This window comes from Porticoccus sp. W117 (assembly GCF_030341905.1).
Lineage (GTDB): Bacteria > Pseudomonadota > Gammaproteobacteria > Pseudomonadales > Porticoccaceae > SCSIO-12696.
On record NZ_JATAAF010000008.1, the window covers coordinates 29346 to 55173 of the forward strand.

At 54.0% G+C, this 25828-nt stretch carries 29 protein-coding genes; 15 read left to right on the forward strand and 14 right to left on the reverse strand.

Annotated features, from left to right (window positions below; all coding sequences use genetic code 11):
• Positions 1 to 14: 14 nt before the first annotated feature.
• The 10 genes from QSV34_RS07805 to murJ form a co-directional block, all read right to left on the reverse strand.
• The gene (locus QSV34_RS07805; protein ID WP_289153480.1) at positions 15 to 623 is read right to left on the reverse strand and encodes a pilus assembly PilX family protein; all 609 of its coding nucleotides are present in this window, start codon (positions 621 to 623) and stop codon (positions 15 to 17) included.
• Between the two features lie 24 nt (positions 624 to 647).
• Positions 648 to 1649: a PilW family protein gene (locus QSV34_RS07810; RefSeq protein ID WP_289153482.1), complete on the reverse strand. Its 1002-nt coding sequence runs from the start codon at positions 1647 to 1649 to the stop codon at positions 648 to 650.
• Positions 1646 to 2137 carry a type IV pilus modification protein PilV gene (gene pilV, locus QSV34_RS07815; RefSeq protein WP_289153484.1) on the reverse strand — a complete coding sequence of 164 codons (492 nt, stop codon included), beginning with the start codon at positions 2135 to 2137 and terminating at the stop codon, positions 1646 to 1648. Before pilV ends, QSV34_RS07810 begins: the two co-directional genes overlap by 4 nt.
• A 3-nt stretch (positions 2138 to 2140) precedes the next feature.
• Positions 2141 to 2647: a GspH/FimT family pseudopilin gene (locus QSV34_RS07820; RefSeq protein WP_289153485.1), complete on the reverse strand. Its 507-nt coding sequence runs from the start codon at positions 2645 to 2647 to the stop codon at positions 2141 to 2143.
• Between the two features lie 385 nt (positions 2648 to 3032).
• A complete protein-coding gene (ispH, locus tag QSV34_RS07825; RefSeq protein WP_289153488.1) occupies positions 3033 to 3980 on the reverse strand; it encodes a 4-hydroxy-3-methylbut-2-enyl diphosphate reductase in 948 nt (315 codons plus the stop codon).
• Positions 3977 to 4414, reverse strand: a complete 438-nt coding sequence (gene fkpB, locus QSV34_RS07830) for an FKBP-type peptidyl-prolyl cis-trans isomerase (RefSeq protein WP_289153490.1) — start codon at positions 4412 to 4414, stop codon at positions 3977 to 3979. Before fkpB ends, ispH begins: the two co-directional genes overlap by 4 nt.
• Entirely contained in the window at positions 4407 to 4910 is a 504-nt protein-coding gene (lspA, locus tag QSV34_RS07835) for a signal peptidase II (RefSeq protein ID WP_289153492.1), read from the reverse strand. The genes fkpB and lspA overlap by 8 nt, the downstream gene beginning before the upstream one ends.
• Positions 4911 to 4955: 45 nt before the next feature.
• Complete coding sequence (gene ileS, locus QSV34_RS07840) at positions 4956 to 7763, reverse strand: isoleucine--tRNA ligase (RefSeq protein ID WP_289153493.1); 2808 nt, start codon at positions 7761 to 7763, stop codon at positions 4956 to 4958.
• 21 nt (positions 7764 to 7784) lie between these two features.
• Positions 7785 to 8738, reverse strand: a complete 954-nt coding sequence (gene ribF / locus QSV34_RS07845) for a bifunctional riboflavin kinase/FAD synthetase (RefSeq protein WP_289153495.1) — start codon at positions 8736 to 8738, stop codon at positions 7785 to 7787.
• A gap of 78 nt (positions 8739 to 8816) precedes the next feature.
• Positions 8817 to 10415: a murein biosynthesis integral membrane protein MurJ gene (gene murJ, locus QSV34_RS07850; RefSeq protein WP_289153497.1), complete on the reverse strand. Its 1599-nt coding sequence runs from the start codon at positions 10413 to 10415 to the stop codon at positions 8817 to 8819.
• A 405-nt stretch (positions 10416 to 10820) separates the two neighbouring features.
• On the opposite strand from murJ, the gene rpsT reads away from it, so the two are divergent.
• On the forward strand, positions 10821 to 11090 hold the full coding sequence (rpsT, locus tag QSV34_RS07855) for a 30S ribosomal protein S20 (protein WP_289153500.1): 270 nt from the start codon (positions 10821 to 10823) through the stop codon (positions 11088 to 11090).
• 73 nt (positions 11091 to 11163) lie between these two features.
• On the opposite strand, the gene murA is transcribed toward rpsT, so the two are convergent.
• From murA to QSV34_RS07870, 3 genes are all read right to left on the reverse strand, one after another.
• The gene (gene murA, locus QSV34_RS07860; protein ID WP_289153502.1) at positions 11164 to 12423 is read right to left on the reverse strand and encodes a UDP-N-acetylglucosamine 1-carboxyvinyltransferase; all 1260 of its coding nucleotides are present in this window, start codon (positions 12421 to 12423) and stop codon (positions 11164 to 11166) included.
• Between the two features lie 87 nt (positions 12424 to 12510).
• Positions 12511 to 12744, reverse strand: a complete 234-nt coding sequence (locus tag QSV34_RS07865; protein WP_289153504.1) for a BolA family protein — start codon at positions 12742 to 12744, stop codon at positions 12511 to 12513.
• A gap of 8 nt (positions 12745 to 12752) precedes the next feature.
• Complete coding sequence (locus tag QSV34_RS07870) at positions 12753 to 13346, reverse strand: MlaC/ttg2D family ABC transporter substrate-binding protein (RefSeq protein WP_289153506.1); 594 nt, start codon at positions 13344 to 13346, stop codon at positions 12753 to 12755.
• Positions 13347 to 13532: 186 nt separating this feature from the next.
• On the opposite strand from QSV34_RS07870, the gene QSV34_RS07875 reads away from it, so the two are divergent.
• From QSV34_RS07875 to yjgA, 14 genes are all read left to right on the forward strand, one after another.
• The gene (locus QSV34_RS07875) at positions 13533 to 14516 is read left to right on the forward strand and encodes a calcium/sodium antiporter (protein ID WP_289153508.1); all 984 of its coding nucleotides are present in this window, start codon (positions 13533 to 13535) and stop codon (positions 14514 to 14516) included.
• Between the two features lie 327 nt (positions 14517 to 14843).
• The gene (locus QSV34_RS07880) at positions 14844 to 15812 is read left to right on the forward strand and encodes a KpsF/GutQ family sugar-phosphate isomerase (protein WP_289153510.1); all 969 of its coding nucleotides are present in this window, start codon (positions 14844 to 14846) and stop codon (positions 15810 to 15812) included.
• A gap of 13 nt (positions 15813 to 15825) precedes the next feature.
• Complete coding sequence (locus tag QSV34_RS07885) at positions 15826 to 16362, forward strand: KdsC family phosphatase (protein WP_289153512.1); 537 nt, start codon at positions 15826 to 15828, stop codon at positions 16360 to 16362.
• A 26-nt stretch (positions 16363 to 16388) separates the two neighbouring features.
• On the forward strand, positions 16389 to 16970 hold the full coding sequence (lptC, locus tag QSV34_RS07890) for an LPS export ABC transporter periplasmic protein LptC (protein ID WP_289153514.1): 582 nt from the start codon (positions 16389 to 16391) through the stop codon (positions 16968 to 16970).
• Complete coding sequence (gene lptA / locus QSV34_RS07895) at positions 16939 to 17496, forward strand: lipopolysaccharide transport periplasmic protein LptA (RefSeq protein WP_289153515.1); 558 nt, start codon at positions 16939 to 16941, stop codon at positions 17494 to 17496. Before lptC ends, lptA begins: the two co-directional genes overlap by 32 nt.
• Positions 17483 to 18208, forward strand: coding sequence for an LPS export ABC transporter ATP-binding protein (gene lptB / locus QSV34_RS07900; protein ID WP_289153517.1), 726 nt, complete (start codon positions 17483 to 17485; stop codon positions 18206 to 18208). The genes lptA and lptB overlap by 14 nt, the downstream gene beginning before the upstream one ends.
• A 54-nt stretch (positions 18209 to 18262) precedes the next feature.
• Positions 18263 to 19798, forward strand: a complete 1536-nt coding sequence (locus QSV34_RS07905) for an RNA polymerase factor sigma-54 (protein WP_289153519.1) — start codon at positions 18263 to 18265, stop codon at positions 19796 to 19798.
• 38 nt (positions 19799 to 19836) lie between these two features.
• Entirely contained in the window at positions 19837 to 20124 is a 288-nt protein-coding gene (gene hpf / locus QSV34_RS07910) for a ribosome hibernation-promoting factor, HPF/YfiA family (RefSeq protein ID WP_289153522.1), read from the forward strand.
• Between the two features lie 174 nt (positions 20125 to 20298).
• On the forward strand, positions 20299 to 20769 hold the full coding sequence (locus QSV34_RS07915; RefSeq protein WP_289153524.1) for a PTS sugar transporter subunit IIA: 471 nt from the start codon (positions 20299 to 20301) through the stop codon (positions 20767 to 20769).
• A gap of 6 nt (positions 20770 to 20775) precedes the next feature.
• Positions 20776 to 21636 (forward strand): RNase adapter RapZ, encoded by an 861-nt coding sequence (gene rapZ, locus QSV34_RS07920; RefSeq protein ID WP_289153526.1) that lies wholly within the window; start codon positions 20776 to 20778, stop codon positions 21634 to 21636.
• Positions 21633 to 21902: an HPr family phosphocarrier protein gene (locus tag QSV34_RS07925; protein ID WP_289153527.1), complete on the forward strand. Its 270-nt coding sequence runs from the start codon at positions 21633 to 21635 to the stop codon at positions 21900 to 21902. The genes rapZ and QSV34_RS07925 overlap by 4 nt, the downstream gene beginning before the upstream one ends.
• A 4-nt stretch (positions 21903 to 21906) precedes the next feature.
• Positions 21907 to 22278, forward strand: a complete 372-nt coding sequence (locus tag QSV34_RS07930; protein ID WP_289153528.1) for a sirohydrochlorin chelatase — start codon at positions 21907 to 21909, stop codon at positions 22276 to 22278.
• A gap of 145 nt (positions 22279 to 22423) precedes the next feature.
• A complete protein-coding gene (gene mgtE / locus QSV34_RS07935; protein WP_289153531.1) occupies positions 22424 to 23785 on the forward strand; it encodes a magnesium transporter in 1362 nt (453 codons plus the stop codon).
• Positions 23786 to 23968: 183 nt separating this feature from the next.
• The gene (yjgA, locus tag QSV34_RS07940) at positions 23969 to 24496 is read left to right on the forward strand and encodes a ribosome biogenesis factor YjgA (protein ID WP_289153533.1); all 528 of its coding nucleotides are present in this window, start codon (positions 23969 to 23971) and stop codon (positions 24494 to 24496) included.
• A gap of 71 nt (positions 24497 to 24567) precedes the next feature.
• On the opposite strand, the gene QSV34_RS07945 is transcribed toward yjgA, so the two are convergent.
• On the reverse strand, positions 24568 to 25746 hold the full coding sequence (locus QSV34_RS07945; RefSeq protein ID WP_289153536.1) for an aminotransferase class I/II-fold pyridoxal phosphate-dependent enzyme: 1179 nt from the start codon (positions 25744 to 25746) through the stop codon (positions 24568 to 24570).
• Positions 25747 to 25828: the final 82 nt, after the last annotated feature.

Genomic DNA, 25828 nt, shown 5'->3' on the forward strand with positions numbered 1-25828 from the left:
TCCATAACCGCGCCTTATTGCGACACGATAAAATCCTGCGACCGGAATGTACTCTGTAATACTGCATAGGCATTGGGGTCTACGCCCCAACCAATGGCGGTAATACGAAAAGCAAAGTGGATATACTCTGGCGGGTTACCAGATAAGCTCGAAATTTGCGAAGCCCTGCCAATATTTGGCGGGTCGGCGCGACCGATGTATTCAATAATGTAACGAGGGTTATTGGTACCAACCGCATCTTCGCTCAGGTCGGTCACCTCTACACTGTTTGCCGCTGTCCAGCTTGCTGGATCAGTCAGGTCAGTCAGGTCGTGTTCTGCCAACGCGATCTGGAGCTCATTATCACGCCGACTGATATACCGTCCCGCGCCATTGTCAAAATTGGCAATGCTCCCCAAAGAAACAATCTGTGCTTCTAGCTGATCTTCTGCTGCTCGCAATGCAGCTTCAGCCGCATTTTCTGCCAACTGCTGCTGTCGCAGGTTAAAGGCCATACGCTGCTGAATAGTGGAGTTAGAAACTGAAGTCACACCTATAATTGTCATCACAAGCAGTACTATCAAACACACCACCAAAGCAGCGCCTTGCTGTTTTTTGGGAAGTTTTATTTGTCGGCTTTTCATAGATAAATTCCTGCAAATTCATCTTTATAGGTTGTTATTACGAATGGCGATAATCTGACTGACTTCTTTGCGAATCAAACCACCAACACCTGCATCCGCACCAGTACTAAACGATCTGTCCACAGAATTAAGTGTCAGTGTCAGTTCAAGACTGACTACAGAACGCCAATCGATAACAGCGTCTGCAGAACGGTACTGAATAGCACCAGCAATGTTGCGTTCACCGTAAAGCACTTGCATATTTTCAACGCCTTGCAAAAGCTCGTCTCCGTTAGCCAGCAAGGCGCAAAACTGTGGTGAATCAGCTGCACAAGCTCCAGCCGTACTGTCGCCAATAGTGTAGTTAATGGCTGTATCACCCGCAGAGTAAACTGTAGGAATTGAACGGCCCTCGCGGCCAAAAACATAACTGAAATTGGCTCTACTATTGCTCTGGCTATCTATAGCTGTTGTGTCATGGCCAATTTGCCCACCACCCACTGAGGTGGCCATAAATACCGAGGCGCGATTGCAATCACTGATTACTAACACGTCTCCAGCTTCTATAGTGGAGTTACCAAGTTGAGTGGCGTCAACGCGAATAACATCACTCTCTGACGTCATTTCCCCGTTAACAATCAGGCCAGTTGAAGACTGGGCGGCGCGCAGGGTTAACGTATCCGCCACAGCGTCGTCTCCACTGTCCGTGCCACTCACCGGGTTGTTGAAGTTAAAGCGCCCATTAACACCCGCATCAGCAGTAACCAGTACTTCAAGGTTCTGGCCACCACTATCGGCATCGGTAAAGAAATCGACACAACCCATATAGCCAGCCCGGGACGCACTGCGGCTGATATGATCAATGGCGTAGCGAATGCCCTCTTGGGTACGGGCAACCCCTTCGTTAGCCAGGGAGCTGCGGTGAGAATCTGCATAGAGTTTGACAACCCCAGCCAAAATAATGGCCACCAAGGCAATGGAGATCATCAGTTCAACCAGCGACAACCCCTTGCTGGTATATGGCGTAAAACGGCTGAACCGATTCATGGGCGCATCTCCAGTTGGTAACAAGCGAGCCCATCTTCAATATCAAGGCCGCCACAATCGTTGCTGATCCCCTCCGCTCTGGACGAACGCTCTGACCATATAACGGTAATGGTATACATAGGGTCGGCAAAATTGACTACGCCTCGTGCATCAGGCAATTGGGCTTCCAAGTCCGTTTCCCACTCCGCACGATCAAAATCCCTCAAAGCGGCAATACCGCAATTGGCAGCCGCACAGTCTGTGCCAACGGCATAGCCGTCTTCTGTATCCGTATTGTTGTAGTCACCAGTAGGGTTAGTGCGTATACGGTCGGCCATATTCTGTGCCAAAAACGCCGCCTGAGTGGAAAACAGGCCCCGCTGGTTGGCTTGGGTACCCTCAGCTTGCATACCCAATACCCCTAGAAGCCCAATGGCGAGCACAAACAAAGAAATCAGCACCTCGATCATGGTCGCACCATAGCATTGCTGTATTCTGGATTGCTTCATCGACTAACCACCTCTTGCAACTGTTACCCAACCAACACTGTTAACAGTCAGAGTTCTACTATGGCGCGCTGCTGCCGTATTTGTTGGGTCTCTTAGTATGAAGTTCACAGCCCCACTGCTTTCACCTGTAGAGCTAAACACGATGCCCGGGGCAGCAGGCGGAGCCGCATTGAAAGAAAAGCTGTCCGACAGTCCGCTCCATACACGAAGCACTGTGCCATCAGAGTCCAATCGCACTATCCACCCCTGATTCCAAGCCCCTGTACAAGTTGCTCCATCAGAACTGGCACAAACGCTCACATTCTGGTTTTTCGCCACCGCTTCACTGCGGGCGTACTGAATCGCCTGCTTTAAAGCGCTGGTGTGAGCAGTAAGGCGATTGCTGTTCATAAAGCTGGTCATGGCGGGCACGGCAACAGCCACCAGAATAGCCAGAATGGCAACAGTGACCATCAATTCGATCAGAGTAAAACCCGCTTGTTTGGGGTGTTTTTGGCGTAGAGTTTTCATGCCGCTACTTTAGAGGATTGCCAAAGTAGGCACCCGCACCAATCGACTATTGGTGGCAGTTAGCAGACCGGTAACTCTTGACGATTTCGTAAACAGGATAAGCGGTCGTTAACAAGCGATAAACCATTAAGCGGAAAGTATGAGTCAGGGGCAAATTGGGGTGGTTTTGAAGAAAAGCTACGAGCAGCGGGCTTCGGGCTGCGAGCAGGTTGGCAGTTAATCGTTATTCTACGCGCAGCGATTTGAAGGTAGCAGAGTCGAAAGTTATGAGGTTCTCACTGCCACAACGTGGCCTCAGAATGATAGCGGTTTAAATTTAGTGCGCTCAGGACGACAATTACGCTCGATCTACTCGCAGCACGAAGCACGCCGCGCGAAGCCGTATTTACGCTCGCAATTCCTTGGGGACGGAGAAGCGAATGTTCTCCGGTTCGCCATTGAGTTCTTCGGGAACACTGGCACCCAATTCACGCAAACGGGCGATCACCGCCTCCACCAACAACTCGGGAGCACTGGCTCCGGCGGTAATACCTATAGATTTAATACCTTTCAGCCAGCTCGGTTGAATATCTTGCTCCGAGTCAATCAGGTACGCGGCACTGCCACAGCGTTCTGCCAATTCCCGCAGACGGTTGGAGTTGGAACTGTTGGGTGAACCCACTACCAACACCAAATCACATTCCAGAGCCAATTGCCGGACGGCGTCCTGGCGATTCTGGGTGGCATAGCAGATATCATCCTTGCGTGGCCCCTGAATATTGGGGAATTTCCCTCGCAGGGCATCGATCACCTTGGCCGTATCGTCCATGGATAAGGTGGTTTGAGTTACATAGGAGAGCTTATCAGGGTTACGCACTTCGAGTTTAGACACATCCTGCTCGTCTTCAACCAAGTACATGTCGCCACCATTCCTATGGTCATACTGTCCTAAAGTGCCTTCCACTTCAGGGTGGCCCGCATGGCCGATCAGTACACACTCGCTGCCATCGCGGCTGTACTTCGCAACTTCCATATGAACTTTGGTGACCAGCGGGCAAGTGGCATCGAATACTCTCAGATTGCGCTGTTCTGCTTCATTACGCACCGCCTGAGAAACTCCGTGGGCACTGAAAATCACAATGACGTCATCGGGTACTTCGTGGAGTTCATCCACAAACACCACGCCCCGCTCCCGCAGGTTGTCCACCACGTACTTGTTGTGCACCACTTCGTGGCGCACATAGATAGGCGCACCGAATTTATCCAGAGCACGCTCGACAATATCGATGGCGCGATCAACACCGGCACAGAAGCCGCGGGGGTTGGCCAGTTTTATGGCAGCGGAAGCAGTCATGACGCAGTCACCGACAGGATATGAACATCAAACAGAATAGTACGTCCAGCCAGCGGGTGATTAAAATCCACGGTTACGGTTTTTTCGTCAAATTCTGTGACCACGCCGGGCACTTCCACCTTGTTGGCATCAAGGAAGGTCATCACTAATCCACTTTCCAGCTGGGTATCTGTATCAAAGTTGGTGCGATCCACCTGCTGAATATTATTGGGGTTGGGTTGGCCAAATCCGTTTTCAGGAGCCACAGCAAACTGCCTTTTCTCAGCAGCCTTCAGACCAAACAAAGATTGTTCAAAGCCCGGCAATAAGCTGCCATCGCCTACCGTAAAGGTAGCGGGCTCTCCGTCGAAATTGGAATCCACCAGTTGGCCATCTTCCAGACTCAGTGAGAAGTGCAAAGTGACTTTTGCGCCTTCAGCAATACACTCAATCATTGGCAGGCTCCTTTGCGCTCTTGCCAAACAGGGTTTCCCACACCAGCAACACCGCACCAATAGATATGGCGGAATCGGCAATATTGAACGCAGGAAAATGGCTGCCCTGCCAGTGAAAGTCGAGAAAGTCCACAACCTGACCCAATACAACACGATCGTAAAGGTTACCGACAGCACCACCCAACACCAGGCCCAAAGAGATAGCCAACAAGCGCTCGGCCCGCTTTAGCTTGCTGATCCAGATAACCAAAGCTACTGATACCGCCGCCGACAAACCAGCAAAGAACCAGCGCTGCCAACCACCCGCATCGGCGAGAAAGCTGAAGGCCGCACCGGGATTGTAGGCCAGTGTCAGGTTAAAAAAAGAAGTCACTTCTACCGGTCGGTAAAGTTGTAAGTCCGCAACGGCCCAGTGCTTGGTGAGCTGGTCGAGTATAATCACTACCAGCGCCAGCAAGTACCAGGGGAGTGCTTGTTTAAAATTCATGTCGTTCATAGTTCAGAGCTTGTCATTCCTGCGAAGACGGGAATGACGATCGCATCATGCAAACTGACGAGCCTCCCCATCACCAAAAGCATTGTCCACACAGCGCCTACAAATCGTCGGGTGTTCACTGTCGCTGCCCACATCTTCGCGGAAGTGCCAGCAGCGTTCGCATTTGGCATGGCTGGATTTGGTCAACACCACACCCAAGCCGGGCAGCTCACTGGCCGCTATCTCGCCCGCTTTTTCCAAGGGCTCAACCGTCGCACCGGAGGTAATCAGCACAAAGCGCAGCTCATCACCAAGTTTTTCCAGAGTCGCTTGCAGCTGTGGCTCTGCATAGAGCGCCACTTCAGCTTCGAGGCCAGCCTTGATCACACCTTCATTGCGACTGGCTTCGATGGCTTTGTTGACCGCTTCTTTTACCGCAATCAGTTGCTGCCATTCCTGTGGATTCAGGCGTGCATCTGTCAGCTCTGGCAATTCATACCATTCCGCCAACAATACCGATTCGGCTCGTTCGCCGGGTAAGAAGCCCCAGATTTCATCGGCGGTAAAGCTCAGAATCGGTGCCACCCAGCGCGTAAAGGCTTCGGCAATATAAAACAGCGCCGTCTGTGCCGAGCGGCGCGCCAGGCTGTCGGTTTTACCGGTGTAGATGCGATCCTTGATGATATCCAGATACACACCGCCCATCTCGTTGACGCAGAAGTTATGCACCTTCTGGTAAATCAGGTGAAAGTTGTAACTGTCGTAAGCGGCTTTTACTTCTTCCTGAAGCTGCGAAGTAACACTAACCGCCCACTGATCCAGAGCCAGCATATCCTGAGCAGCCACTAGATGCTCTGCTGGATCAAAGCCGTCCAGATTAGAAAGAAAGTAACGAGCGGTATTGCGAATACGGCGGTAGGACTCTGAAGTACGTTTCAAAATTTCATCTGAAACACTCATTTCTGAGCTAAAGTCAGTTGCCGCGACCCACAAGCGCAATACATCAGCCCCTAACTCATTGATAACCTTTTGTGGTGCTACTGTATTGCCTATTGCTTTAGACATCTTGTGCCCATTGGCATCAACTACAAAGCCATGAGTCAATACAGTCTCATAGGGCGCTACGCCGTTCATGGCGATGGAGGTTTTTAGGGAAGACTGGAACCAGCCACGGTGTTGGTCAGAGCCTTCCAGATACAAGTCCGCCGGGAACCTCAGACTGTCGCGGCGATTAATAACCGCGTTGTGAGTCACACCGGAATCAAACCAAACATCCAGGGTATCGGTGACTTTCTGGTAGTTATCCGCATCGGCACCCAGCAGTTCGTTGGCATCCAGATCGTACCAAGCGTCCATACCTTCTTTCTCAACCCGCAGTGCCACTTCCTCGATCAGGCGCGAGGTATCTGGGTGTAAGTCACCGGTTTCTTTATGGGCAAACACAGCGATAGGCACACCCCAGGTACGCTGGCGGGAGATACACCAGTCCGGACTGCCGTCCAGCATGGAGTCGATACGGGCTTTACCCCAGCCTGGCAGCCATTGCACGTCGTCCGCCGCCTTTTGACACTGTTCCAGCAGCCCTTTTTTATCCATGCTGACAAACCACTGGGGGGTGGCACGGAAAATCAGCGGCGTCTTGGTGCGCCAGCAGTGTGGGTAGCTGTGCTCAAACTTGCTCTGCGCTAACAGGTGACCATTGGCCTCCACAACAGCGATGATTTTCTCGTCCACTTTGTAGACGTGCTCGCCGGCGAACAGCTCTACCTTGTCGCGGAACAGGCCACTGTCGTCGATATTATTAACGGTTTCGATGCCGTATTTTTTCGCCACCACAAAGTCGTCGGCACCGTGATCGGGGGCAGTGTGTACTGCACCGGTACCAGCATCGGTGGTCACGTGGTCGCCGAGGATTACCGGCACTTGGCGCTCATAAAACGGATGCTGCAACAACTGGTTTTCCAGTGCTGTGCCCTTGCAACGGCCAACAACTGTGTGTGCTTCCACACCCCAGCGAGCCACCACAGATTCCACCAGCGCTTCCGCTAGCAGCAAACGTTGCGAGACGCCGTTACGTTGGATTTGAACCAATACGTACTCCAATTCCCCGTGCAAGCTGACCGCCAGACTGGAAGGTAAAGTCCAGGGAGTGGTGGTCCAGATCACCGCAGAAATTTCACCTTCGCCCTCGGCATTCAGCGCCTCGGCAAAAGCCGCCTGATCCACTGCAGCGTAGGCCACGTCGATAGAGAACGAGGTTTTATCCTGGTACTCCACCTCCGCTTCCGCCAACGCAGAACCGCCCACCACACTCCAGTACACTGGCTTGTAGCCTTTGGTGAGGTGGCCGTTATCGATGATCTTTCCCAGTGAGCGGATAATGTCCGCCTCAAACTGGTAGTCCATGGTCAGGTACGGATTGTCCCACTCACCCAGTACACCGAGGCGGATAAAGTCTTTTTTCTGGCCTTCCACCTGGCGCTTGGCGTACTTGCGGCACTCGTCGCGGAACGCCTTGTGAGGCAGCTTGACGCCGGCCTTGCCTTTTTTGGTTTCCACCTTGTGTTCGATGGGCAGACCGTGGCAATCCCAACCGGGAATATAAGGCGCATCAAAACCACTCATGGTGCGCGATTTGACCACGATATCTTTGAGAATTTTATTGACCGCGTGGCCGATATGAATATCGCCATTGGCGTAGGGCGGGCCATCGTGAAGAATAAACTGATCGCGGCCGGCGCGGGCTTCGCGGATTTTTTCGTAGATGCCGCTATCCTGCCACGCCTTCAACATGCCCGGCTCACGCTGGGCAAGATTGGCTTTCATGGGAAAAGCGGTTTTTGGCAGATTAAGTGTCTTTTTATAGTCAGTCATATCTCTGGCTTCACACTGGCGTCACAGCCCAAAAAACTGTTTGGCTTGTTCAATATCGTTTGCTATAGCCCCCTGCAACTCTTGCAGCGAGGCAAATTTCATTTCTTCACGAATTTTATGGCGGAAAGTGACCGTCATACGCTGACCGTATATATCACCGCTCCAGTTAAACAGGTGCACTTCCAGAATCGGTTTAACACTTTCTTCAACCGTGGGGCGCACCCCCACATTGGCGACACCTTGCAACTGCAACCCGGCAACAGACACCTCAACCGCAAACACACCACTGAGTGGCGCTCGGTAGCGATGCAAATGCATATTGGCGGTGGGCACCCCCAACTGGCGCCCCAACTGCTGGCCGCGCACCACTCGGCCGCTGATGCTGTAAGGCTTACCCAGCAAAGCTGCCACTTCATCAAAGTTGGCCGCATCCAGTTCCCGGCGTACCCGTGTACTGCTGATGCGCTCATTGTCGCGACTAACAGTGCAGGTATCCTGCACCGCAAAGCCCTGCTCGCTGCCGACCTGCTGCAGCAGAGCAAAATCCCCATCCCGGTCGCAGCCAAAGCGAAAATCATCCCCAACAATCAGGCTGCGCACCTTCAGTCCTTCAACCAGAATCTGCTGAATAAATTCCCTGGCCGTGAAACTGCGAAAGCGAGCGTTAAATTGCAGGCAGCAGACCCGGTCAATGCCCTGGGTAAACAATCCGGTGACTTTCTCACGCAAGCGCATCAAACGCGCCGGCACCTGCTCACCACCAAGCTCTCCACCAAAGAATTCCCTCGGCTGGGGTTCAAAAATCACCGCCACCGACGGCAAGTCCAGCCGCTGTGATTCCTCTCGCAACTGCTGAAGAATCGCCTGATGTCCAAGGTGAATGCCATCAAACGAGCCAATAGTTACCACACTGCCATCATCAGCTATTGGCAGGTTGTGAATACCCCGGATAAACAGCGGCGAGGAGTTAGGCACAGACGGGCGACCAGCTTGTCAAAACGGGCGAGTATAGCAATGTTTGTACGGGATATGGGAGACGAAAGAGTGTAGAAGTTAAACCTCTCTGGCCTTGAGATCACGCAAGCGCACACCAGCAGCAAATAGCGCCCCCGCATACACAGCAAAACCAGCGCCGCAGACAATCAGAATACGGTAGCCTCGCTGCCACCAAAGCCATTCCTGCCACTGGGTAAACCACTGGTTAAAGCCATATAAGGTCGCCGCCATCGCCGCAGTTGCCAGTATCAGGGTAAACACAAAACGTGCCCGTCCCGGTTGGGGCTGATACACCCCTTCCTTGCGCAACCCGCGATACAACAATCCTGCATTGAGAATGGCTGACAATGTGGTTGCCAGAGCCAGGCCTACATGGCCAATTTGATAGTAATACTCAAGAGGAATCGCCAGTGCCAAGTTAAACACCATATTGGTAACCATGGCGATAATGCCGATACGCACCGGGGTTTTCATATCCTGGCGCGAGAAATACCCAGTAGCGAGCACCTTGGTGAGCATAAATGCCACCAAGCCAAGGGCATAAGCACGAAGGCTGAGCACCGCCATATCGATATCAGCCACATCAAACTTGTCTGATTTGAATAACGTAGTAATCAGCGGCTCCGCCAGCATAAACAACGCTACCATCGCCGGTACAGCGATATACAACACACTGCGCATGGCCCAGCCCAAGGTGGCATCAAACTGTGCACCACTGCCAGCGGTATGCTGCCGCGACAGGCTGGGCAGAATCACCGTGGCGATGGCCACTCCGAATACCCCCAGTGGCAATTCATAGAGGCGATCGGAGTAGTACAACCAGCCCACCGCGCCATCCTGCATAAAAGCGGCCAATACCTGATCCAGCAACAGATTTATCTGACTGATGGAAACACCGAAAATTGCCGGCGCCATCAACAGCAGTATTTTCTTCACCCCCGGATGGTTCCAATCCCATTTGGGCGTCGGCAGTAAATGCAGCTTCGCCAAAAACGGCATTTGGAACAGCATCTGCAGCGCCCCAGCCACAAATACCCCCCAGGCCAATGCCATTACTGGTTCTTCAAAGTAACTGACACCAATAAAAGCCGCTGCAATCATGCAAATATTCAGTAATACCGGGGCAAATGCGGGCACTGCAAAGCGGTCAAAACTGTTAAGAATGCCCCCCAGCATCCCCGCCATGGAGATAAAGAACAGATAGGGGAAAGTAATACGCAATAACTCTCCGACGAGTTCAGCTTTCTCCCCATCACCGCGATACTCAAAACCGTAAGCCAGCAATGAGCCCAGCTGTGGAGCAAACACCACCACCAACAAAGTCAGTACCAATACCACCGAGCCCAGCGATGCGGCCACCCGATTTACCAACTCTTTTACCGCGGCGATACCGCCCTTTTCATGATATTCATTAAGAACCGGCACAAACGCCTGGGCAAACGCCCCTTCGGCAAACAGGCGACGCAGAAAGTTAGGAATTTTGAAGGCCAGAAAGAAGGAATCTGCAGAACCGCCCGCACCAATCGTCTGAGCAAATACGATATCGCGCACCAACCCCAACACTCGCGACATCATGGTCATAGAGCCAGTAATCAGGCTGGAACCCAGTAGTCCGCGGCGCTTTGTTGGTTTTTCTTGTTGTTCTACAGAATTCATGGGGCGATTGTACGGGGCAGCCTAATATCCACCAAGAACTTTAGCGGCGAGGCGGAATGGGGATGCCTCCTGAAACACGCCGTGCCTTTCTTATCAAAGTAAGCATCCCTGTAGGCTTCTGCGCGACATCCTTGTCGCACAGAGTTTCAGAAGGCACCCCCACACCACCTCTTAACATCCAGAATATGCACTCCGAACTTGCAGGAGGTCTGCGGTAGAGCTTCCAAGACTCTGTGCCGCAGGGATGCGGCACAGAAGCCTACATGGACGTATGCACGGCGTGTCTTGGAAGCTCTACCGCAGGCCTCCCACACCAAGCAAAAACAAACTTGCACACAACCCCAAAAATCTGTATATTGCCGCGTCCTTGAAACCTGACCAGAATTTATTAGAGGAGCACACTAAGTGGCTAACTCTCCCCAAGCACGCAAACGCGCACGCCAAAACGACAAGCGTCGCGTTCACAATGCAGGCCTGCGCTCTATGGTGCGCACCTACATCAAGAAAGTTTACGCAGCTATCGAAGCTGGTGACGCCGCAGCCGCTCAAGAAGCGTACACCGCTGCCGTTCCGGTAATCGACCGCATTGCCGACAAAGGCATTATCCACAAGAACAAAGCCGCTCGTCATAAGAGCCGTTTGAACGCCCAGGTAAAAGCACTGGCTACTGCCTAAGTTTTTTACCGACGTGGATACGAAAAAGCCCTGATCTTGCGATCAGGGCTTTTTGTTTTGCCTCAAAGAAAGCCTATCCAATACGGCGGATATTAGCCCCCAGCTGCTGCATCTTCTCCTCAATACACTCGTAACCACGGTCAATGTGGTAAATACGATCCACCAGCGTAGCACCGTCTGCCACCAAGCCGGCAATTACCAAACTGGCCGACGCACGCAGGTCAGAAGCCATCACCGGAGCGCCTTTCAAACGCTCAACACCGGTGACCATGGCGGTGTGCCCTTCCAGGGAAATCTTGGCACCCATACGATTCAATTCATGGGTTTGAATCAGGCGGTTTTCAAAGATCGTCTCGGTGACCATACCCACCCCTTCGGCTACCGCATTCATGGCGGTAAACTGGGCCTGCATATCCGTGGGGAAGCCGGGATAGGGGGCAGTTTTGAGGCTGACCGCCTTGGGACGTTTGCCGTGCATATCCAACTCAATCCAGTCTTCACCGCAGGTAATATCAGCGCCCGCTTCTTCCAGCTTCAGCAACACGGCTTCTAACGTGGACGGGTCGGTATCTTTGACTGTCACAGAACCACCAGTAGCCGCTGCGGCCACCAGGTAAGTTCCAGTTTCAATGCGGTCGGGCATCACCCGGAAATAACCACCGGGCATCTTTTCAACACCATTAATGGTAATGGTATCGGTACCGGCACCTTGCACATCTCCGCCCCAGGCGTTGATGCAGTTGGCCAAGTCGGTGACTTCCGGCTCGCGAGCGGCATTTTCGATAATCGTCGTACCGTCCGCCAGGGCTGCCGCCATCATCAGGTTTTCAGTACCGCCCACGGTGACCGTATCCATCAGAATATGGGCACCCTTGAGGCGACCATCGCTGGTGGCTTTGATATAACCATCTTCAATTTGGACCTTGGCACCCATCTGCTCCAGGCCACGCAAGTGCAGGTCTACCGGGCGGCTACCAATGGCACAACCACCAGGGAAAGACACATTGGCAACCCCGTGACGGGCCAGCATGGGCCCCAGCACCAGAATGGAAGCACGCATGGTTTTCACCAGCTCGTAGGGGGCGGTGCGGCTGTGCAGCGAGCCGCAGTCAATTTCCAGCTCCAGCTTCTCGTCCACCACCACATTGCCGCCCATACAGCCGAGCAACTCCACCATGGTAGTGATGTCGTGCAGATGGGGAATGTTGCCAATGGTGACCGGATTTTCAGTCAACAGCGACGCGGCCAGAATGGGCAGCGCGGAGTTTTTTGCACCGGATATGCGAATGCTGCCTTTCAGGGCTTCGCCACCGGTAATCTGTAGTTTATCCATGGGGATTGAACCTGGAGAGTATGAGCTGGAAAGTATGAATAAGCTGAGTATTAACAAGCCAAGGGCTTGATGCAACCAAAAGGGGGGTTATTGCGCCGCTTCAGCTGTTGTGAGAGTGGTCATATTCACAGCGTGAATGGTGCCATCAGCAATCAAATCCGCCAGCAAACCGTACACCATTTGCTGGCGCTTCAGTGGCCGCAGACCATCGAAAATATCACCCACGGCGGTAACATTGATATTGCTGCCCTCTCCCTCAACCTGAATATCACAACCTTCCAGTCCGGCAGTGAGCAATTCTTTTATCTGTTCAATAGTCATCGTCGCAATTATACCTTGGTGGACCAGTTATCGATCACTTTATCCACATCGCCGCCGTGCTTCTGTGCCGCCTGGGTGAACTGGTTGCGGAACGTCTTACCCAGGTTAACACCGCCAATCACCACGTTGACGATTTTCCACTGGCCCTGTTTGTTGCGACCCATGCTGTAGGCCACCGGATAGACTTTGTCTTTGCCGTGGATTTCCTGTTTCACTGTGACCCGCTTTTTGCCGCTGTCGCCCGCTGGTGGCAATACCACGATTTTTTCATCGCTGTAGGCCAGCAAACCGCGACCGTAGGTTTCCACCAAACCACGGCGGAACACCTTGGCAAAACGGGCGCGCTGTTCGTCGCTGGCAGTTTTGCGGTATTTCCCCATCACATTTCTGGCGATCCACTTGAAATCGATCACGCCATCGAGGCGCTCTTCCAGATAGACAAAGAATGGCTCGGGATTTTCATCGGCAGTATCGCGATACTGCTCCATACCGGTCAAAAGGTCATCGGTCATGGACTCGATTAAAGAATGGGGCTCGCTGGCCAGCGTGAAACCACTGATCAACAAAGACAAAATAATGGCTTTCAGTTTGAAAACAGACATAACAAATCACTTCCTCAATGGTACAAATCAGCTCTTTGACAGCGAATAAGCAGAATTTCTGCGGTTAACGTCAATCGCACACAAACGCTGACCTGCAGCCGACAAAGCCACTGCAAAAAAGGCTGACTTAAAAGTGCGCGCACTATACCATTGCAGCCCCTTTTCGCGTAGAGCCTGTTCACACTTATGACCGAGCTAATTTCATCCATCCCTGCCTGGGTGGCGATCCTGTTGGGGCTGGTCGGCCTGGTGTGGGGGGCAGACCGTTTTGTGGCGGGCAGCGCCGCCACCGCCCGCAATCTCGGCATGTCGCCGCTGGTAATCGGTCTGACCATTGTTTCCATTGGCACCTCAGCACCTGAAATTATCGTCGCCATTAATGCCGCTCTGTCTGGCAGTGGCGAACTGGCGGTGGGCAATGCCTTGGGTTCCAATCTCGCCAATATCGGTTTGGTACTTGGAATAACCGCTCTGGTAGCACCGCTACCCACCCAACCGCATCTGATCAAGCAAGAGGGGCCGGCGCTATTATTGGTCACCTTGGTCGCCGGAATTCTGTTGATGAACAACTACCTGTCGCGGCTGGACGGGGTAATTCTTCTGGGTCTGCTGGTACCGCTGTTGTGGTTCACTCTGAGTAAAAAGCGTGGCGAGCTGTCACCGGCTGAAGTAGCGGAAGAACTGGAAGAAATCCCCACCTTGGGCACCGCCCCCGCAATGGGCTGGTTGCTACTGGGATTGGCAACACTGCTGCTGGGGTCAGAGTTTCTCGTTAACGGCGCTACCCGCACCGCCCAGGCACTTGGAGTGAGCGAGCTGGTGATCGGCCTTACCGTAGTAGCGGTGGGCACCAGCCTGCCAGAACTTGCCACCTCCATTGTCAGCGCCCTGCGTGGCCACCACGACATTGCCCTGGGGAATATTTTTGGCTCCAACCTGTTCAACCTGCTGGCGGTGATGTCCATGCCGGGGCTGATCGCCCCTCTGGCGCTGGAGCCCCAGGTATTCAACCGAGATTTCGCCGCCATGGCCTTACTTACCGGGTTGCTATTAATCGGCGTTATCTGGTCCCTGCGCAAACGCAGTGGCGCCCAACGCAGCGGCCGCCTTGGCAGGCGCTTTGGCGTACTGCTGGTAATACTCTATGGGGCTTATTACACCTTGCTGTAAAGGCGCTATACTAGAGCCTGTTAACACTAATTGAATCGCCACTGTTGTGACTAAAAAAGCGCCAATCAAGGCGCGAGGAGAGTGGCTTGGTTATTCCAAATGAGTGACGAGCAACACCGAGTGGCGCTTTTATAGCCGCAACCCGGAGGGCTGGGGCCCCTTTTTTAGAAACAGGAAGTCCGCCCAGCTGCGTTATCAGTCGCTTATGTGGAATAACCACACTACACTCCTTCTGCCTTGCTGGGCAAAAAAATGGCTCCCAGCAGTGATGACTCAATTAGTGTTAACAGGCTCTAAATTCACCTCTCATCACCAGCGAAATCACCCATGACTTCAGCATTTATCGAAAGTGGCCGCCGCACTATTCATATTGAGGGCGATTCGGTACGCCAATTGGAAAACCGCATCGGTGATGAATTCCAGCAAGCCTGCGAATTAATGATGGCTGTCGAAGGTCGTGTGATTGTCACCGGCATGGGAAAATCCGGCCATATCGGTGGCAAAATCGCCGCCACCTTGGCCAGTACCGGCACCCCCTCTTTTTTCGTCCACCCCGGCGAAGCCAGCCACGGCGACCTGGGCATGATTACCGAACAAGATGCGGTACTCGCTATTTCCAACTCCGGCTCCACCGCTGAAGTGATTACCTTGCTGCCACTGATTAAACGCCTCGGCGTGCCGCTGATCAGCATGACCGGCAAGCCTTCATCGCCACTGGCGGAAGCCGCCCATGTACACCTGGATATCAGTGTAGAAAGCGAAGCCTGCCCGTTGGGCCTGGCACCCACATCCAGCACCACCGTCACCTTGGTAATGGGCGATGCCCTGGCGGTATCCCTGCTGGAAGCCCGCGGTTTTACCGCCGAAGATTTCGCCTTCTCCCACCCCGGTGGCGCTCTGGGCCGCAAGCTGCTGTTAAAAGTGGAAGACATTATGCACAAGGGCGATGAAGTGCCACGGGTGAGCCGTGACAGCTCGGTGCGCGACGCATTGGTGGAAATGACCGGAAAAGGCTTCGGCATGACCACCGTGGTAGATGAGCAGCAGCATTTGCTGGGGGTTTTTACCGATGGCGACCTGCGCCGCGCAGTCGACCAACGCACCGACATCAACACCGCCACCGTGGGCGATGTGATGACCCTCAACTGCAAAACCATTTCCCGCAATATGCTGGCAGCAGAAGCGCTGGGCATTATGGAAGATTACAAAATCACCGCACTGGTGGTGGAAAACGACGATCAACAACCCTGTGGCGTACTGCATATGCATGACGTGCTGCGCGCGGGGGTTATGTAAAAAGAGTGATGTAATGAATAGCACATCAATGGAAAGGGTCAGGGAAGCAGCAAAAAAAATCCGCCTGCTACTACTGGATGTAGATGGTGTACTCACCGACGGCAAGCTCTATTACAGCGAGAGCGGCAGCGAATCCAAAGCGTTCAACATCCAGGATGGCCAGGGCATCAAGCTGCTGCAACACAATGGTATAGAGGTGGGTATTATCACCGGTCGCAGTTCCAAATTGCTGGCCCGCCGCGCCTCGGAGCTAGGCATAGAAAGAGTGGTGCAGGGCCGGGAAGACAAACTCACCGCCCTCAATGAACTGCTGGAAACCTGCGACTATCAGCTGGAAGAAATTGCCCATGTGGGTGACGACCTGCCGGATGTGGCGGTAATTCGCCGGGTGGGTCTGGGCATTGCCGTGGCCAACGCCAATCACTTTGTCGCCGAGCACGCCCAGTGGCAAACCAGCGTACCCGGTGGCGAAGGTGCCATCCGCGAAGTGGCGGAGCTGATTTTGTCCGCTCAGGGCAAACTGGACGACACCCTGGCTCACTTTCTTTAATTGAAAAGTCTCTAAGGAGAACCTGAGTGCTGCGAGCTCTTGCCATCTTTGCCCTGATCGCTGCTTTGGGGTGGAATTTTCGCCAGTTCTGGATATCCCCGCCAGAGAGCTTTTTCAAACCGACGCCAACCACAGCGGATGTTCCCAAAGCCAATGTCTATATGTTGAACACCGACACCCGCCAGTTCAACGAACAGGGTCAGCTCGCTTACCGGCTCACCTCCCAGCGCAGCGAACACTTCACCGAGGCCCGGCGCTTTGTGTTGGAAGACCCCAACATCACTTCCTTTCAGAGCGACTCCCCACCCTGGAATATCTCTGCAGAAAACGGCCTGGTAGAGAAAAACGGCGAGAGCATCCAACTTACAAACAACGTCGTGGGCCGCCGTTTTCAGAAAGAACGCACAGTCACCCTGAACACCCCGCAGCTGCTTTTCCTGCCCGATAAACAATACGCGGAAAGCGACAAAGACGTTACAATAACCATGCCCGGTGCCCAGACATCCGGCGTGGGTTTCAAAGCCAATCTGAAAACCGGCGATTATCAACTACTCTCTCGCGTAAAAGGACAGCTGGATGCCACTGCCCCATCCGACAAAGACAAGTAACTATTCATCCAAGTGCTTTCTCCGCAACTGCCTGGCCTCATTGGCAATTGCCGGCTTATTGAGCCAAACCGCCATGGCACTGCCAGAAGATCGGCTGCAACCGCTGCAAATAAAAGCGGAACACAATGCTGGCGACGTTAACGGCAACCTGGTGTACAGCGGCGAGGTGGAAATCACCCAGGGTTCCCTGCAACTCAAGGCCGACAAAGTGGTGGCGCAGATTAATCAGCAGACAATTCGCTGCACCGGCAAGCCCGCTACCTTTCAACTCACCACGGTGGATTACGGGCTGGTGACTGGCAAGGCAGAAGAACTGTACTTTGACCGCAGCAGCGGCAAGCTGAAACTATCCAAAGATGCCGTTATCACCAAAGAAGACGGCTCCTTTACCCAGGGCGACACCATCACCTACAACATCGACAGCGAAACCTGGACAGTGGAAGGGGGAATTACCGTACTACCCCCCGCCGTCACTCCTGCCACTGATGGCAAAAAACAAGGGGAAGGCGTCGATGGCGACTCTTGAAGCTCGCCATCTGGCCAAATCCTACAAACGCCGCGCGGTTGTTAAAGATGTCTCCATGACCGTGAGCAGCGGTCAAATTGTCGGCTTGCTGGGGCCGAATGGTGCGGGCAAAACCACCTGCTTCTACATGATTGTTGGCCTGGTTCCTCTGGGCGGTGGCGAGATCCTGATCGACGGTGAAAACGTCACCCACCTGCCCATGCATGGCCGCGCCCGCAAGGGTTTGGGCTATCTGCCTCAGGAGGCATCGATCTTTCGTCGCCTCAGTGTGCAAAACAACATCATGGGCATTCTGGAAACCCGCAGCGACCTCAACCGCAAACAGCGCCACGAAAAACTCGAAGAACTGCTGCAGGAATTCCACATCACCCACATTCGCGACAGCCTGGGTATGAGCCTGTCCGGCGGTGAACGCCGCCGGGTAGAAATTGCCCGGGCACTGGCCACCGAACCCCAATTTATTTTGCTGGACGAGCCCTTTGCCGGGGTAGACCCGATTTCGGTAAACGACATCAAACAGATTATTCGCCACCTGCGAGACAAGGGCATCGGGGTACTGATTACCGACCACAATGTGCGCGAGACCCTGGATATCTGCCACCACGCTTACATCGTTGGTGAGGGCCATGTGATCGCCGAAGGCGGCGCTGAAGAAGTACTGAAAAACCAGCAAGTACGCGACACCTATTTGGGGGAAAACTTTGAGCTTTAGAAAGTTACATAATAACAACGGCTCTCTGGCAGCCACCGGGTACCTTAAGCCCCTATGAAGCCAAGTTTGCAATTAAAAATTGGTCAGCACCTGACCATGACACCACAACTGCAGCAGGCCATCCGCCTGCTGCAACTGTCGTCGCTGGATCTGCAACAGGAGATACAACAAGCGCTGTACGACAACCCTCTGCTGGAGTTGGCGGAAGAAGAAGAGCGCAAAAAAAACCAGCAGGAGCAAAGCACAGACAACCCGGAGCAGCAGGCCGAAACCAGCACCCAAACAGAGGCAACCGCTGAAAGTGAAATCGCCGCTCCGGAGGGCGAGTGGGATAGCAAGATACCCGACGAACTGCCGGTAGATGCCAGCTGGGACGACCTCTACGAAACTGCTTCTATCGCCAGCCCGGCAAAACAGACCGGCAGCGTCGGCGAGAGCCGCGACTTCGACAGCTTTCAGGCGGTTACTGATTCCTTGCAAGACCACCTGCTGTGGCAGCTTAACCTCACCCCCATGTCTGACAGCGACCAGGTAATTGCCGCCGCCATTATCGACGCCATCGGCGACGACGGTTTTCTCTGTATGCCCATTGAAGACATCTGGCAAGGTCTGCTCGATGAAAGTCAGATGGACGACAGCCAGCCGGAGGAAGAACGTCTGGAGCTGGACGAGGTGATGGCCGTGTTGCGTCGGGTACAGACCTTCGACCCAGTGGGTGTGGGTGCCACCAGCCTGAGTGACTGCCTGCTTATACAACTGCGGCAATTGCCGCAAGAAACTCCGTATCTGTCTGAGGCCATGACCCTGGCAGAATCTCACCTGGAACAGCTGGCCAGCCGCGACTACAAGCAGCTGCAAAAACTCACCGGCCTGTGCCCGGACAGCCTGGCAGCAGCCATTGCCCTGATCCAGACTCTGTCACCGCGCCCCGGTGATCTGGTGCAAAGCAACCAGATGCAATACACCGCTCCAGACGTGAAAGTGGACAAAAAAGACAACCGCTGGCAGGTGACCCTCAATAACGACATCACCCCCGCCCTGCGCATCAATCAGAGTTACGCGCAGCTTATTCGCCGCGCCGACAGCAGCGAGCAAAACCGCTTTCTGCGAGACAACCTGCAGGAGGCACGGGTATTTCTGCGCAGCCTGCAAAGCCGCAACGACACCCTGTTGCGGGTGGCCGCCTGTATTGTGGAAATGCAACAGGGGTTTCTGGATCAGGGGCCGGAAGCAATGAAGCCCATGGTACTGGCAGACGTGGCCGAACGCCTGGAACTGCACGAATCCACCATTTCACGGGTGACCACCCAGAAATTTATCGACACCCCGCGGGGCATGTACGAGCTGAAATACTTTTTCTCCAGCCATGTCAGCACCTCCGGTGGCGGTCAGTGTTCGTCCACCGCCATTCGCGCCATGCTGAAAAAACTGATCGGCGAGGAAAACCCCGCCAAGCCCCTGAGCGACAACAAGCTGGCGGCCATACTCGACGAACAGGGTATACAGGTGGCCCGCCGCACTGTGGCCAAATACCGGGAAAGCCTCAATATTCCCTCATCCAGCGAGCGCAAAAAATACCGTATTAAATAACGACTAACTTTCGCCACAACCAAGTAGAGGAGCGCACTATGCAATTGAACATCAGCGGGCACCATGTAGAAGTTACCGAACCCCTGCGCAACTACGTTATCAGCAAGCTCGACCGCCTGCAGCGGCACAACGACAAAATCACCAGCACCAACGTCATCCTGTCGGTGGAAAAGTTGGTGCAGAAAGCGGAAGCCACCGTTCACGTCAGCGGCGGCGAATTTTTTGCCGACAGCGAACACGACGACCTCTACGCCGCCATCGACACACTGATAGACAAGCTCGACCGGCAACTGATCAAACACAAAGAAAAACAACGGGGCCGATAAACCTCAGCGCCTGACAACTGTCATACGAACCATGTGTACCTCTAAAAATAGTGATATTTTCGTGAGAGCAAGGCGGCTGCGCACGGAGGCCCGCAGTGTATAAAACATACATGAGGAGGCGAGTACGCTGCCAACGCAGCTATCGCGGAAATAGCACATTTTTAGAGGTGCACATTGCAAATTTCTGAAATTTTGACATTGGAGCGTACCAACTGCTGCGCTCCCGGCAGCAGTAAAAAGCGGGTTCTGGAGTACCTGGCCAACTTTCTGGCGCAGCTGAACCCGGACGCCGACAATGTGGTGCTGTACGAGCAGTTACTGGCCAGAGAACGCCTTGGCAGCACCGGCATTGGCGATGGTGTGGCCATCCCTCACTGTCGCATGGAAGGCATTAAGGAGGCGGTTGGTGTGCTGCTGAGATTGCAAAAAAGTGTCGACTTCGACGCCATAGACGGCCAGCCGGTGGACCTGGTGTTCGCCTTGATCGTGCCCAAAGACGATGGCGACAACCAGGCCAACGACGAGCACCTCAACACACTGGCCAGCATTGCCGAATTGATGCAAAACCCGCAGCGACGAGAACAGCTGCGCGAGGCACAGGACAACCGGACGCTGTACAACAGCGCCACACAAGGGCAAGGATAACGACCCATGCGATTGGTAGTGATCAGTGGCCGCTCAGGCTCAGGCAAAAGTACCGCGCTGCACGTGTTGGAGGACGTGGGCTTTACCTGCATCGACAACCTGCCCGCCGAACTTCTGCCACCGCTGTTTCAGCAATATCAGGCATCAGGCAACCACAGTGACCACAAAATCGCCGTTGGCATCGACGCCCGCAACCTGCTGGGTGATTTCACCCAACTGCCACAAATTCTGGCACAACTGAAAGACAGCGGCGTCAACCACGAAGTTATCTTCCTCGACGCGCGCACACCAATACTGCTGCAACGCTTTAGCGAAACCCGCCGCAAGCACCCACTCAGTTCAGACAGTCTTGTACTGAAAGAAGCCATCAAGCTGGAACGCAAACTGCTGGAACCGGTGGCTACCATTGCCACACGCTCCATCGATACCAGCGCCATGAATCTGCACCAGTTGCGGGACCTGATCAAAAAACAGGTGGTGCCAGACAATCAGGGTGACATGGCTATTTTGTTCGAGTCGTTCGGCTTCAAACGCGGCGTTCCCGCCGACGTGGATTTTGTGTTCGATGTGCGCTGCCTGCCCAACCCCTACTGGAAACCAGAGCTGCGCGCCCAAACCGGTAACGACCCGGAAGTGGTGGAGTTTCTCGAACAACAAGTGGACGTGGCCCATATGCTGGCAGATATCATCGGTTATATGGAGCGCTGGCTGCCTAAATTCCAGGCCAATAACCGCAGCTATTTGACCGTGGCCATCGGCTGTACCGGTGGTCAGCACCGCTCGGTGTACCTGTGCAACAAGCTGTGCGAATACTTCTCCACTCACGTGGCCAATGTGGTTCAGGTGCATCACAGGGAACTGTCGTGATCACTACCGAACTGACCATCGTCAACAAGCTCGGCCTGCACGCTCGCGCCGCCACCAAACTGGCGCAAACCTCCGGGCGCTTTGCCAGCACCATTCGCTGCGGCCACAGCGGCAAGATGGTGGACGCCAAAAGCGTGATGGCCGTCATGCTGCTGGCAGCCTCAAAAGGTACTCAACTTACTTTTGAAGTTGACGGCAACGACGAGCAGGAGGCTATGGATACCATTGCCGAACTGATTGCGGGCTTCTTTGGTGAAGGCCAGTAAGCCCATGCCAAATGCCCTGATTTTAATCGCCCACGGCAGCCCCAGAGCCCAGGCCAATGAGGAATTTTTATCTTTGGTGGAGTCAGTCGCCGAAAAAGTAGCAGGGCAATATTCCCTGGTGAAAGGCGCTTTTCTCGGCTCCACAACTCCGGATATAGCAACTGCCATAAACGATGCTATCAGCCAAGGCGCTACAAGAATCAACGTACTACCCTACTTCCTCAACTCGGGCGTTCACGTAGCCAAAGATGTTCCATCAATTCTTGAGCAGCAACAGCAAAACAACCCCCACTGCACCATCACCTTGTTGCCCTGCTTTGGCCTCGATCCCGACATCGCCAACCTGATAGCCAGGCAAGTTACTCTCAGCCAATAAAACCGCGCCCGCTAAAGTTCTACCGCTCTGCTCACAGCCAGAAGCTCGTAGCCCGCAGCTATATATTTTCCAGCAAAATCAGTACACTACCCGCCATCTATCCAGTTACTTACTGTTCAGACCAGTCAATGAGGGGGAATACGCGATGCCATCGGTTACCAACACCGCTAACCACCTCGAGCAACTGGAGCTTATCAGCGAGGCTCTGGATTCTGGCACCCTGCACCACACCCGTCATATGCTGAACTCCCTGTCAGCGCCGGAAATCGCCGACCTGATTGAGTCCTCCCCACCCAAAGAGCGCCATGTGCTTTGGGAGCTGGTGGACAAGGAGTCCGAAGGCGATGTGCTGCAAGAGCTGGATGAGGACGTCCAAAAGCTGTTCCTGAAAGATATGGACAGCGAGGAACTGGCCAGCCTTACCGAAGGCATGGACGTGGACGATATGGCGGATATTCTGCAGCAATTGCCGGATCGCATTACCGCAGAAGTGCTGCAGGCCATGAGTGATCAAGACCGTCAACGGGTGGAAACCGTACTCACCTACGACGAAGACACCGCCGGCGGCATGATGGACACCGACACCATCACCGTACGCCCCGACCTCACCATCGACGTGGTACTGCGCTTTCTGCGTCGCCACGAGGAATTACCCGAAGGCACTGACAACCTGTTTGTGGTCAACCGCAAAGACGTTTTTCTCGGCATCCTGCCACTGCGTAAAGTGCTCACCTCCTCCGACAGCATCACTGTGCGGGAGCTGATGGATACCGAAGTGGAAGCCATTCCCGCCACTCTCGAAGACGCCGAAGTAGCGCACCTGTTTGAGCGCCATGACTGGCTATCGGCAGCGGTGGTGGATGATGACGGCAAGTTGCTCGGCCGTATCACCATCGATGATGTGGTGGATGTGATCATCGAAGAAGCGGATCACTCCCTGCTGGGTCTGGCGGGCCTCAGTGATGAAGAAGACACCTTCGGCTCCGTGCGCCGCACCGCACCGCGCCGCGCCCTGTGGCTGGGCATCAACCTGATTACCGCGATTATTGCCTCTCTGGTGATCAAACAGTTTTCCGATTCCATCGAGACCATTGTCGCCTTGGCAGTACTGATGCCTATTGTCGCCAGCATGGGTGGTGTCGCCGGCAGCCAGACACTGACCGTGGTGATACGCGGTATGGCCCAGGGCCAGATTGGCCGCAGCAACCTGGGCTGGTTGCTGAATAAAGAATTCGGCGTTGGCCTGCTCAACGGCCTGCTATGGGCGGCGGTTATGGGCATGGCTGCAGGCTATTATTTTGACACTGAAAACATTGGCTGGGTAATCGCGGCGGCCATGGTGATCAACCTGATTACCGCCGCCGTGTTTGGCGCCCTGCTTCCCATATTCCTGCGCGCTATCAATATTGATCCTGCGCTGGCGGGGAGTGTAGTACTAACCACCATCACCGACGTGGTGGGCTTCCTCGCTTTCCTGGGGCTGGCGACCATATACCTGCTCCCGTAACTGAAACAATAAAAGCGAAAAGTGCCTCTAAAAATAGTGATATTTTCGTGAGAGCACCAAAAGTAGGCGCTTTAGGCGAGGCGGCAGCGCACGGAGGCCCGCAGTGTATAAGGCATACATGAGGAGGCGAGTACGCTGCCAACGCAGCTATCGCGGAAATAGCGCATTTTTAGAGGTGCTTTTATGATTGATTTTCCTGACGACTATGGCAAAGACCCTGAAGACCCGGAAGAAGTAATTCTGGTCAGCAAAACTGAGCTGAAACGGGACATGCAGGAACTGCAACAATTGGGAGAAACCCTGGTTGATCTGCCAGAAAAGCAACTGGAAAAAGTTACCCTGCCGGAACAACTAAGCGACGCCATATACCTGGCTCGTCGACTCAAACACCGGGAGGGGCGCCGCCGCCAGCTACAGTTTATTGGCAAGCTGATGCGCGATATCGACGTGACAGAAATCCGCCAACAGCTGGAACAGTTTGACCAGCAGAGCCGTGCCTTTCGCCAGCACTTCCATCAGCTGGAACAGTGGCGCGATCGTCTGGTTGCCGAAGGTGATAGTGCCCTTAATGAATGGATGGCCGAGCACCCCGATGCAGATCGACACCAGCTGCGACAATTGATTCGCCAGGCCCAGAAAGAACAATCGCAGCAAAAGTCGCCAGCGGCGAGTCGGAAATTGTTTAAGGTTTTACGTGAGGCCAGCGAATAATTCTTTGCTGTCATCCTGAGCGTAGCGAAGGATCTCGACGCTTGATCCAGCAAAGAGATCCTTCGCTACGCTCAGGATGACAGCACCCCCACCGCCAATCTCTCCAACGCTTCTTCCAACCTGTCCATCTCAGCGGTATAAGTAAAACGCACATATTTATTGGCATTGTGCACGCCAAAATCCGTGCCCGGCGTAAATGCCACACCCTGCTCTCTGAGCATTCGCCAACAAAACCCCTCGCCATTGTCGGTGAGTTTTTCCACATTGGCGTATACGTAAAAAGCCCCGGCGGGCAGATGGTTGATGCCAAAGCCGATTTCTCTTAACCCGTTCACCAGAAAATCGCGGCGGCGCTGAAATTCCTGGCGGCGCTGTTCAAGAATTTCTTCAGTTTCCGGTTGCAGCGCAGCCAGTGCGGCATATTGGGAAATAGCGGGGCTGGAGATGTAGAAGTTCTGCGCCAGGGTATTGATCTTTTCCTGCGCAACTTCCGGCACAATTGCCCAGCCCAAGCGCCAGCCGGTCATACCGAAGTATTTGGAAAAGCTGTTGATGACGTAAGCGTCATCGGTCACTTCCAGTATGGAGGCAACGTCGGTGGCATCACTTTCTGTATCAGAGTAGGTAAGACCATGATAAATCTCGTCTACCACTAATGCTGCCTGTTTTTCTGCAGTCAGCTGATGCAGGGCAACCAGATTTTCGCGCGTGATAATTTCTCCGGTGGGATTATTGGGCGAAGCAACCATCACACCGCGTGTATTTGTCTGCCAATGGCTGCGCGCCAAGTCTGCGGTCAGCTGAAAATTATTGCTGGCATCTACAGGCACACGTTGCGGCTCGGCATCAAGACGGCGAACAAAGTTGGGATTGCAAGGGTAACCGGGGTCAGAAAGCAGTAAGCCGTCTCCGGGGTTGAGCAGCAATTCGCACACCATACCCAGAGCGGCGCTACTGCCGGTGGTAATCACCACCCGCCCGGGTGCCACGGTTACTCCATAACGCCGCCGATACAACTCCGCCACCGCCTCGCGCAATTGAGGAATACCACAGGCAGCGGTGTACTTGGTGTGGCCCGCTGCCATGGCCTGCTGCGCTGCTTCAAGCACCGGCTGTGGCGTGGCAAACGCGGGTTCTCCCACCTCCATGCGCACAATATCCCTACCCTGCGCCTGCAGCTCCATGGCAGCGGCGAGAATATCCATGGCTTTGAAAGAGGTGATATCGCGGCAGCGATTGGCGAATTTCATGAAGAAACCTGATTGCGGAATACAAGACACGAGATTGCCACGTCGCTGCGCGACTCGCAATGACGTTGGATAATACTGTCAT

What these genes read in the sequence shown, in the direction of transcription:
- QSV34_RS07820 (WP_289153485.1), bottom strand. Translation starts at nt 2,647, where the DNA reads ATGAAAACTCTACGCCAAAAACACCCCAAACAAGCGGGTTTTACTCTG.
- murJ (WP_289153497.1), bottom strand. Translation starts at nt 10,415, where the DNA reads ATGAATTCTGTAGAACAACAAGAAAAACCAACAAAGCGCCGCGGACTA.
- fkpB (WP_289153490.1), bottom strand. Translation starts at nt 4,414, where the DNA reads ATGATTGAGTGTATTGCTGAAGGCGCAAAAGTCACTTTGCACTTCTCA.
- pilV (WP_289153484.1), bottom strand. Translation starts at nt 2,137, where the DNA reads ATGAAGCAATCCAGAATACAGCAATGCTATGGTGCGACCATGATCGAG.
- hpf (WP_289153522.1), top strand. Translation starts at nt 19,837, where the DNA reads ATGCAATTGAACATCAGCGGGCACCATGTAGAAGTTACCGAACCCCTG.
- lptA (WP_289153515.1), top strand. Translation starts at nt 16,939, where the DNA reads ATGCCACTGCCCCATCCGACAAAGACAAGTAACTATTCATCCAAGTGC.
- QSV34_RS07905 (WP_289153519.1), top strand. Translation starts at nt 18,263, where the DNA reads ATGAAGCCAAGTTTGCAATTAAAAATTGGTCAGCACCTGACCATGACA.
- yjgA (WP_289153533.1), top strand. Translation starts at nt 23,969, where the DNA reads ATGATTGATTTTCCTGACGACTATGGCAAAGACCCTGAAGACCCGGAA.
- QSV34_RS07865 (WP_289153504.1), bottom strand. Translation starts at nt 12,744, where the DNA reads ATGACTATTGAACAGATAAAAGAATTGCTCACTGCCGGACTGGAAGGT.
- QSV34_RS07805 (WP_289153480.1), bottom strand. Translation starts at nt 623, where the DNA reads ATGAAAAGCCGACAAATAAAACTTCCCAAAAAACAGCAAGGCGCTGCT.
- ispH (WP_289153488.1), bottom strand. Translation starts at nt 3,980, where the DNA reads ATGACTGCTTCCGCTGCCATAAAACTGGCCAACCCCCGCGGCTTCTGT.
- ileS (WP_289153493.1), bottom strand. Translation starts at nt 7,763, where the DNA reads ATGACTGACTATAAAAAGACACTTAATCTGCCAAAAACCGCTTTTCCC.
- murA (WP_289153502.1), bottom strand. Translation starts at nt 12,423, where the DNA reads ATGGATAAACTACAGATTACCGGTGGCGAAGCCCTGAAAGGCAGCATT.
- QSV34_RS07880 (WP_289153510.1), top strand. Translation starts at nt 14,844, where the DNA reads ATGACTTCAGCATTTATCGAAAGTGGCCGCCGCACTATTCATATTGAG.
- QSV34_RS07810 (WP_289153482.1), bottom strand. Translation starts at nt 1,649, where the DNA reads ATGAATCGGTTCAGCCGTTTTACGCCATATACCAGCAAGGGGTTGTCG.
- lptB (WP_289153517.1), top strand. Translation starts at nt 17,483, where the DNA reads ATGGCGACTCTTGAAGCTCGCCATCTGGCCAAATCCTACAAACGCCGC.
- QSV34_RS07945 (WP_289153536.1), bottom strand. Translation starts at nt 25,746, where the DNA reads ATGAAATTCGCCAATCGCTGCCGCGATATCACCTCTTTCAAAGCCATG.
- QSV34_RS07870 (WP_289153506.1), bottom strand. Translation starts at nt 13,346, where the DNA reads ATGTCTGTTTTCAAACTGAAAGCCATTATTTTGTCTTTGTTGATCAGT.
- mgtE (WP_289153531.1), top strand. Translation starts at nt 22,424, where the DNA reads ATGCCATCGGTTACCAACACCGCTAACCACCTCGAGCAACTGGAGCTT.
- rapZ (WP_289153526.1), top strand. Translation starts at nt 20,776, where the DNA reads ATGCGATTGGTAGTGATCAGTGGCCGCTCAGGCTCAGGCAAAAGTACC.
- QSV34_RS07885 (WP_289153512.1), top strand. Translation starts at nt 15,826, where the DNA reads ATGAATAGCACATCAATGGAAAGGGTCAGGGAAGCAGCAAAAAAAATC.
- QSV34_RS07875 (WP_289153508.1), top strand. Translation starts at nt 13,533, where the DNA reads ATGACCGAGCTAATTTCATCCATCCCTGCCTGGGTGGCGATCCTGTTG.
- lspA (WP_289153492.1), bottom strand. Translation starts at nt 4,910, where the DNA reads ATGAACGACATGAATTTTAAACAAGCACTCCCCTGGTACTTGCTGGCG.
- QSV34_RS07930 (WP_289153528.1), top strand. Translation starts at nt 21,907, where the DNA reads ATGCCAAATGCCCTGATTTTAATCGCCCACGGCAGCCCCAGAGCCCAG.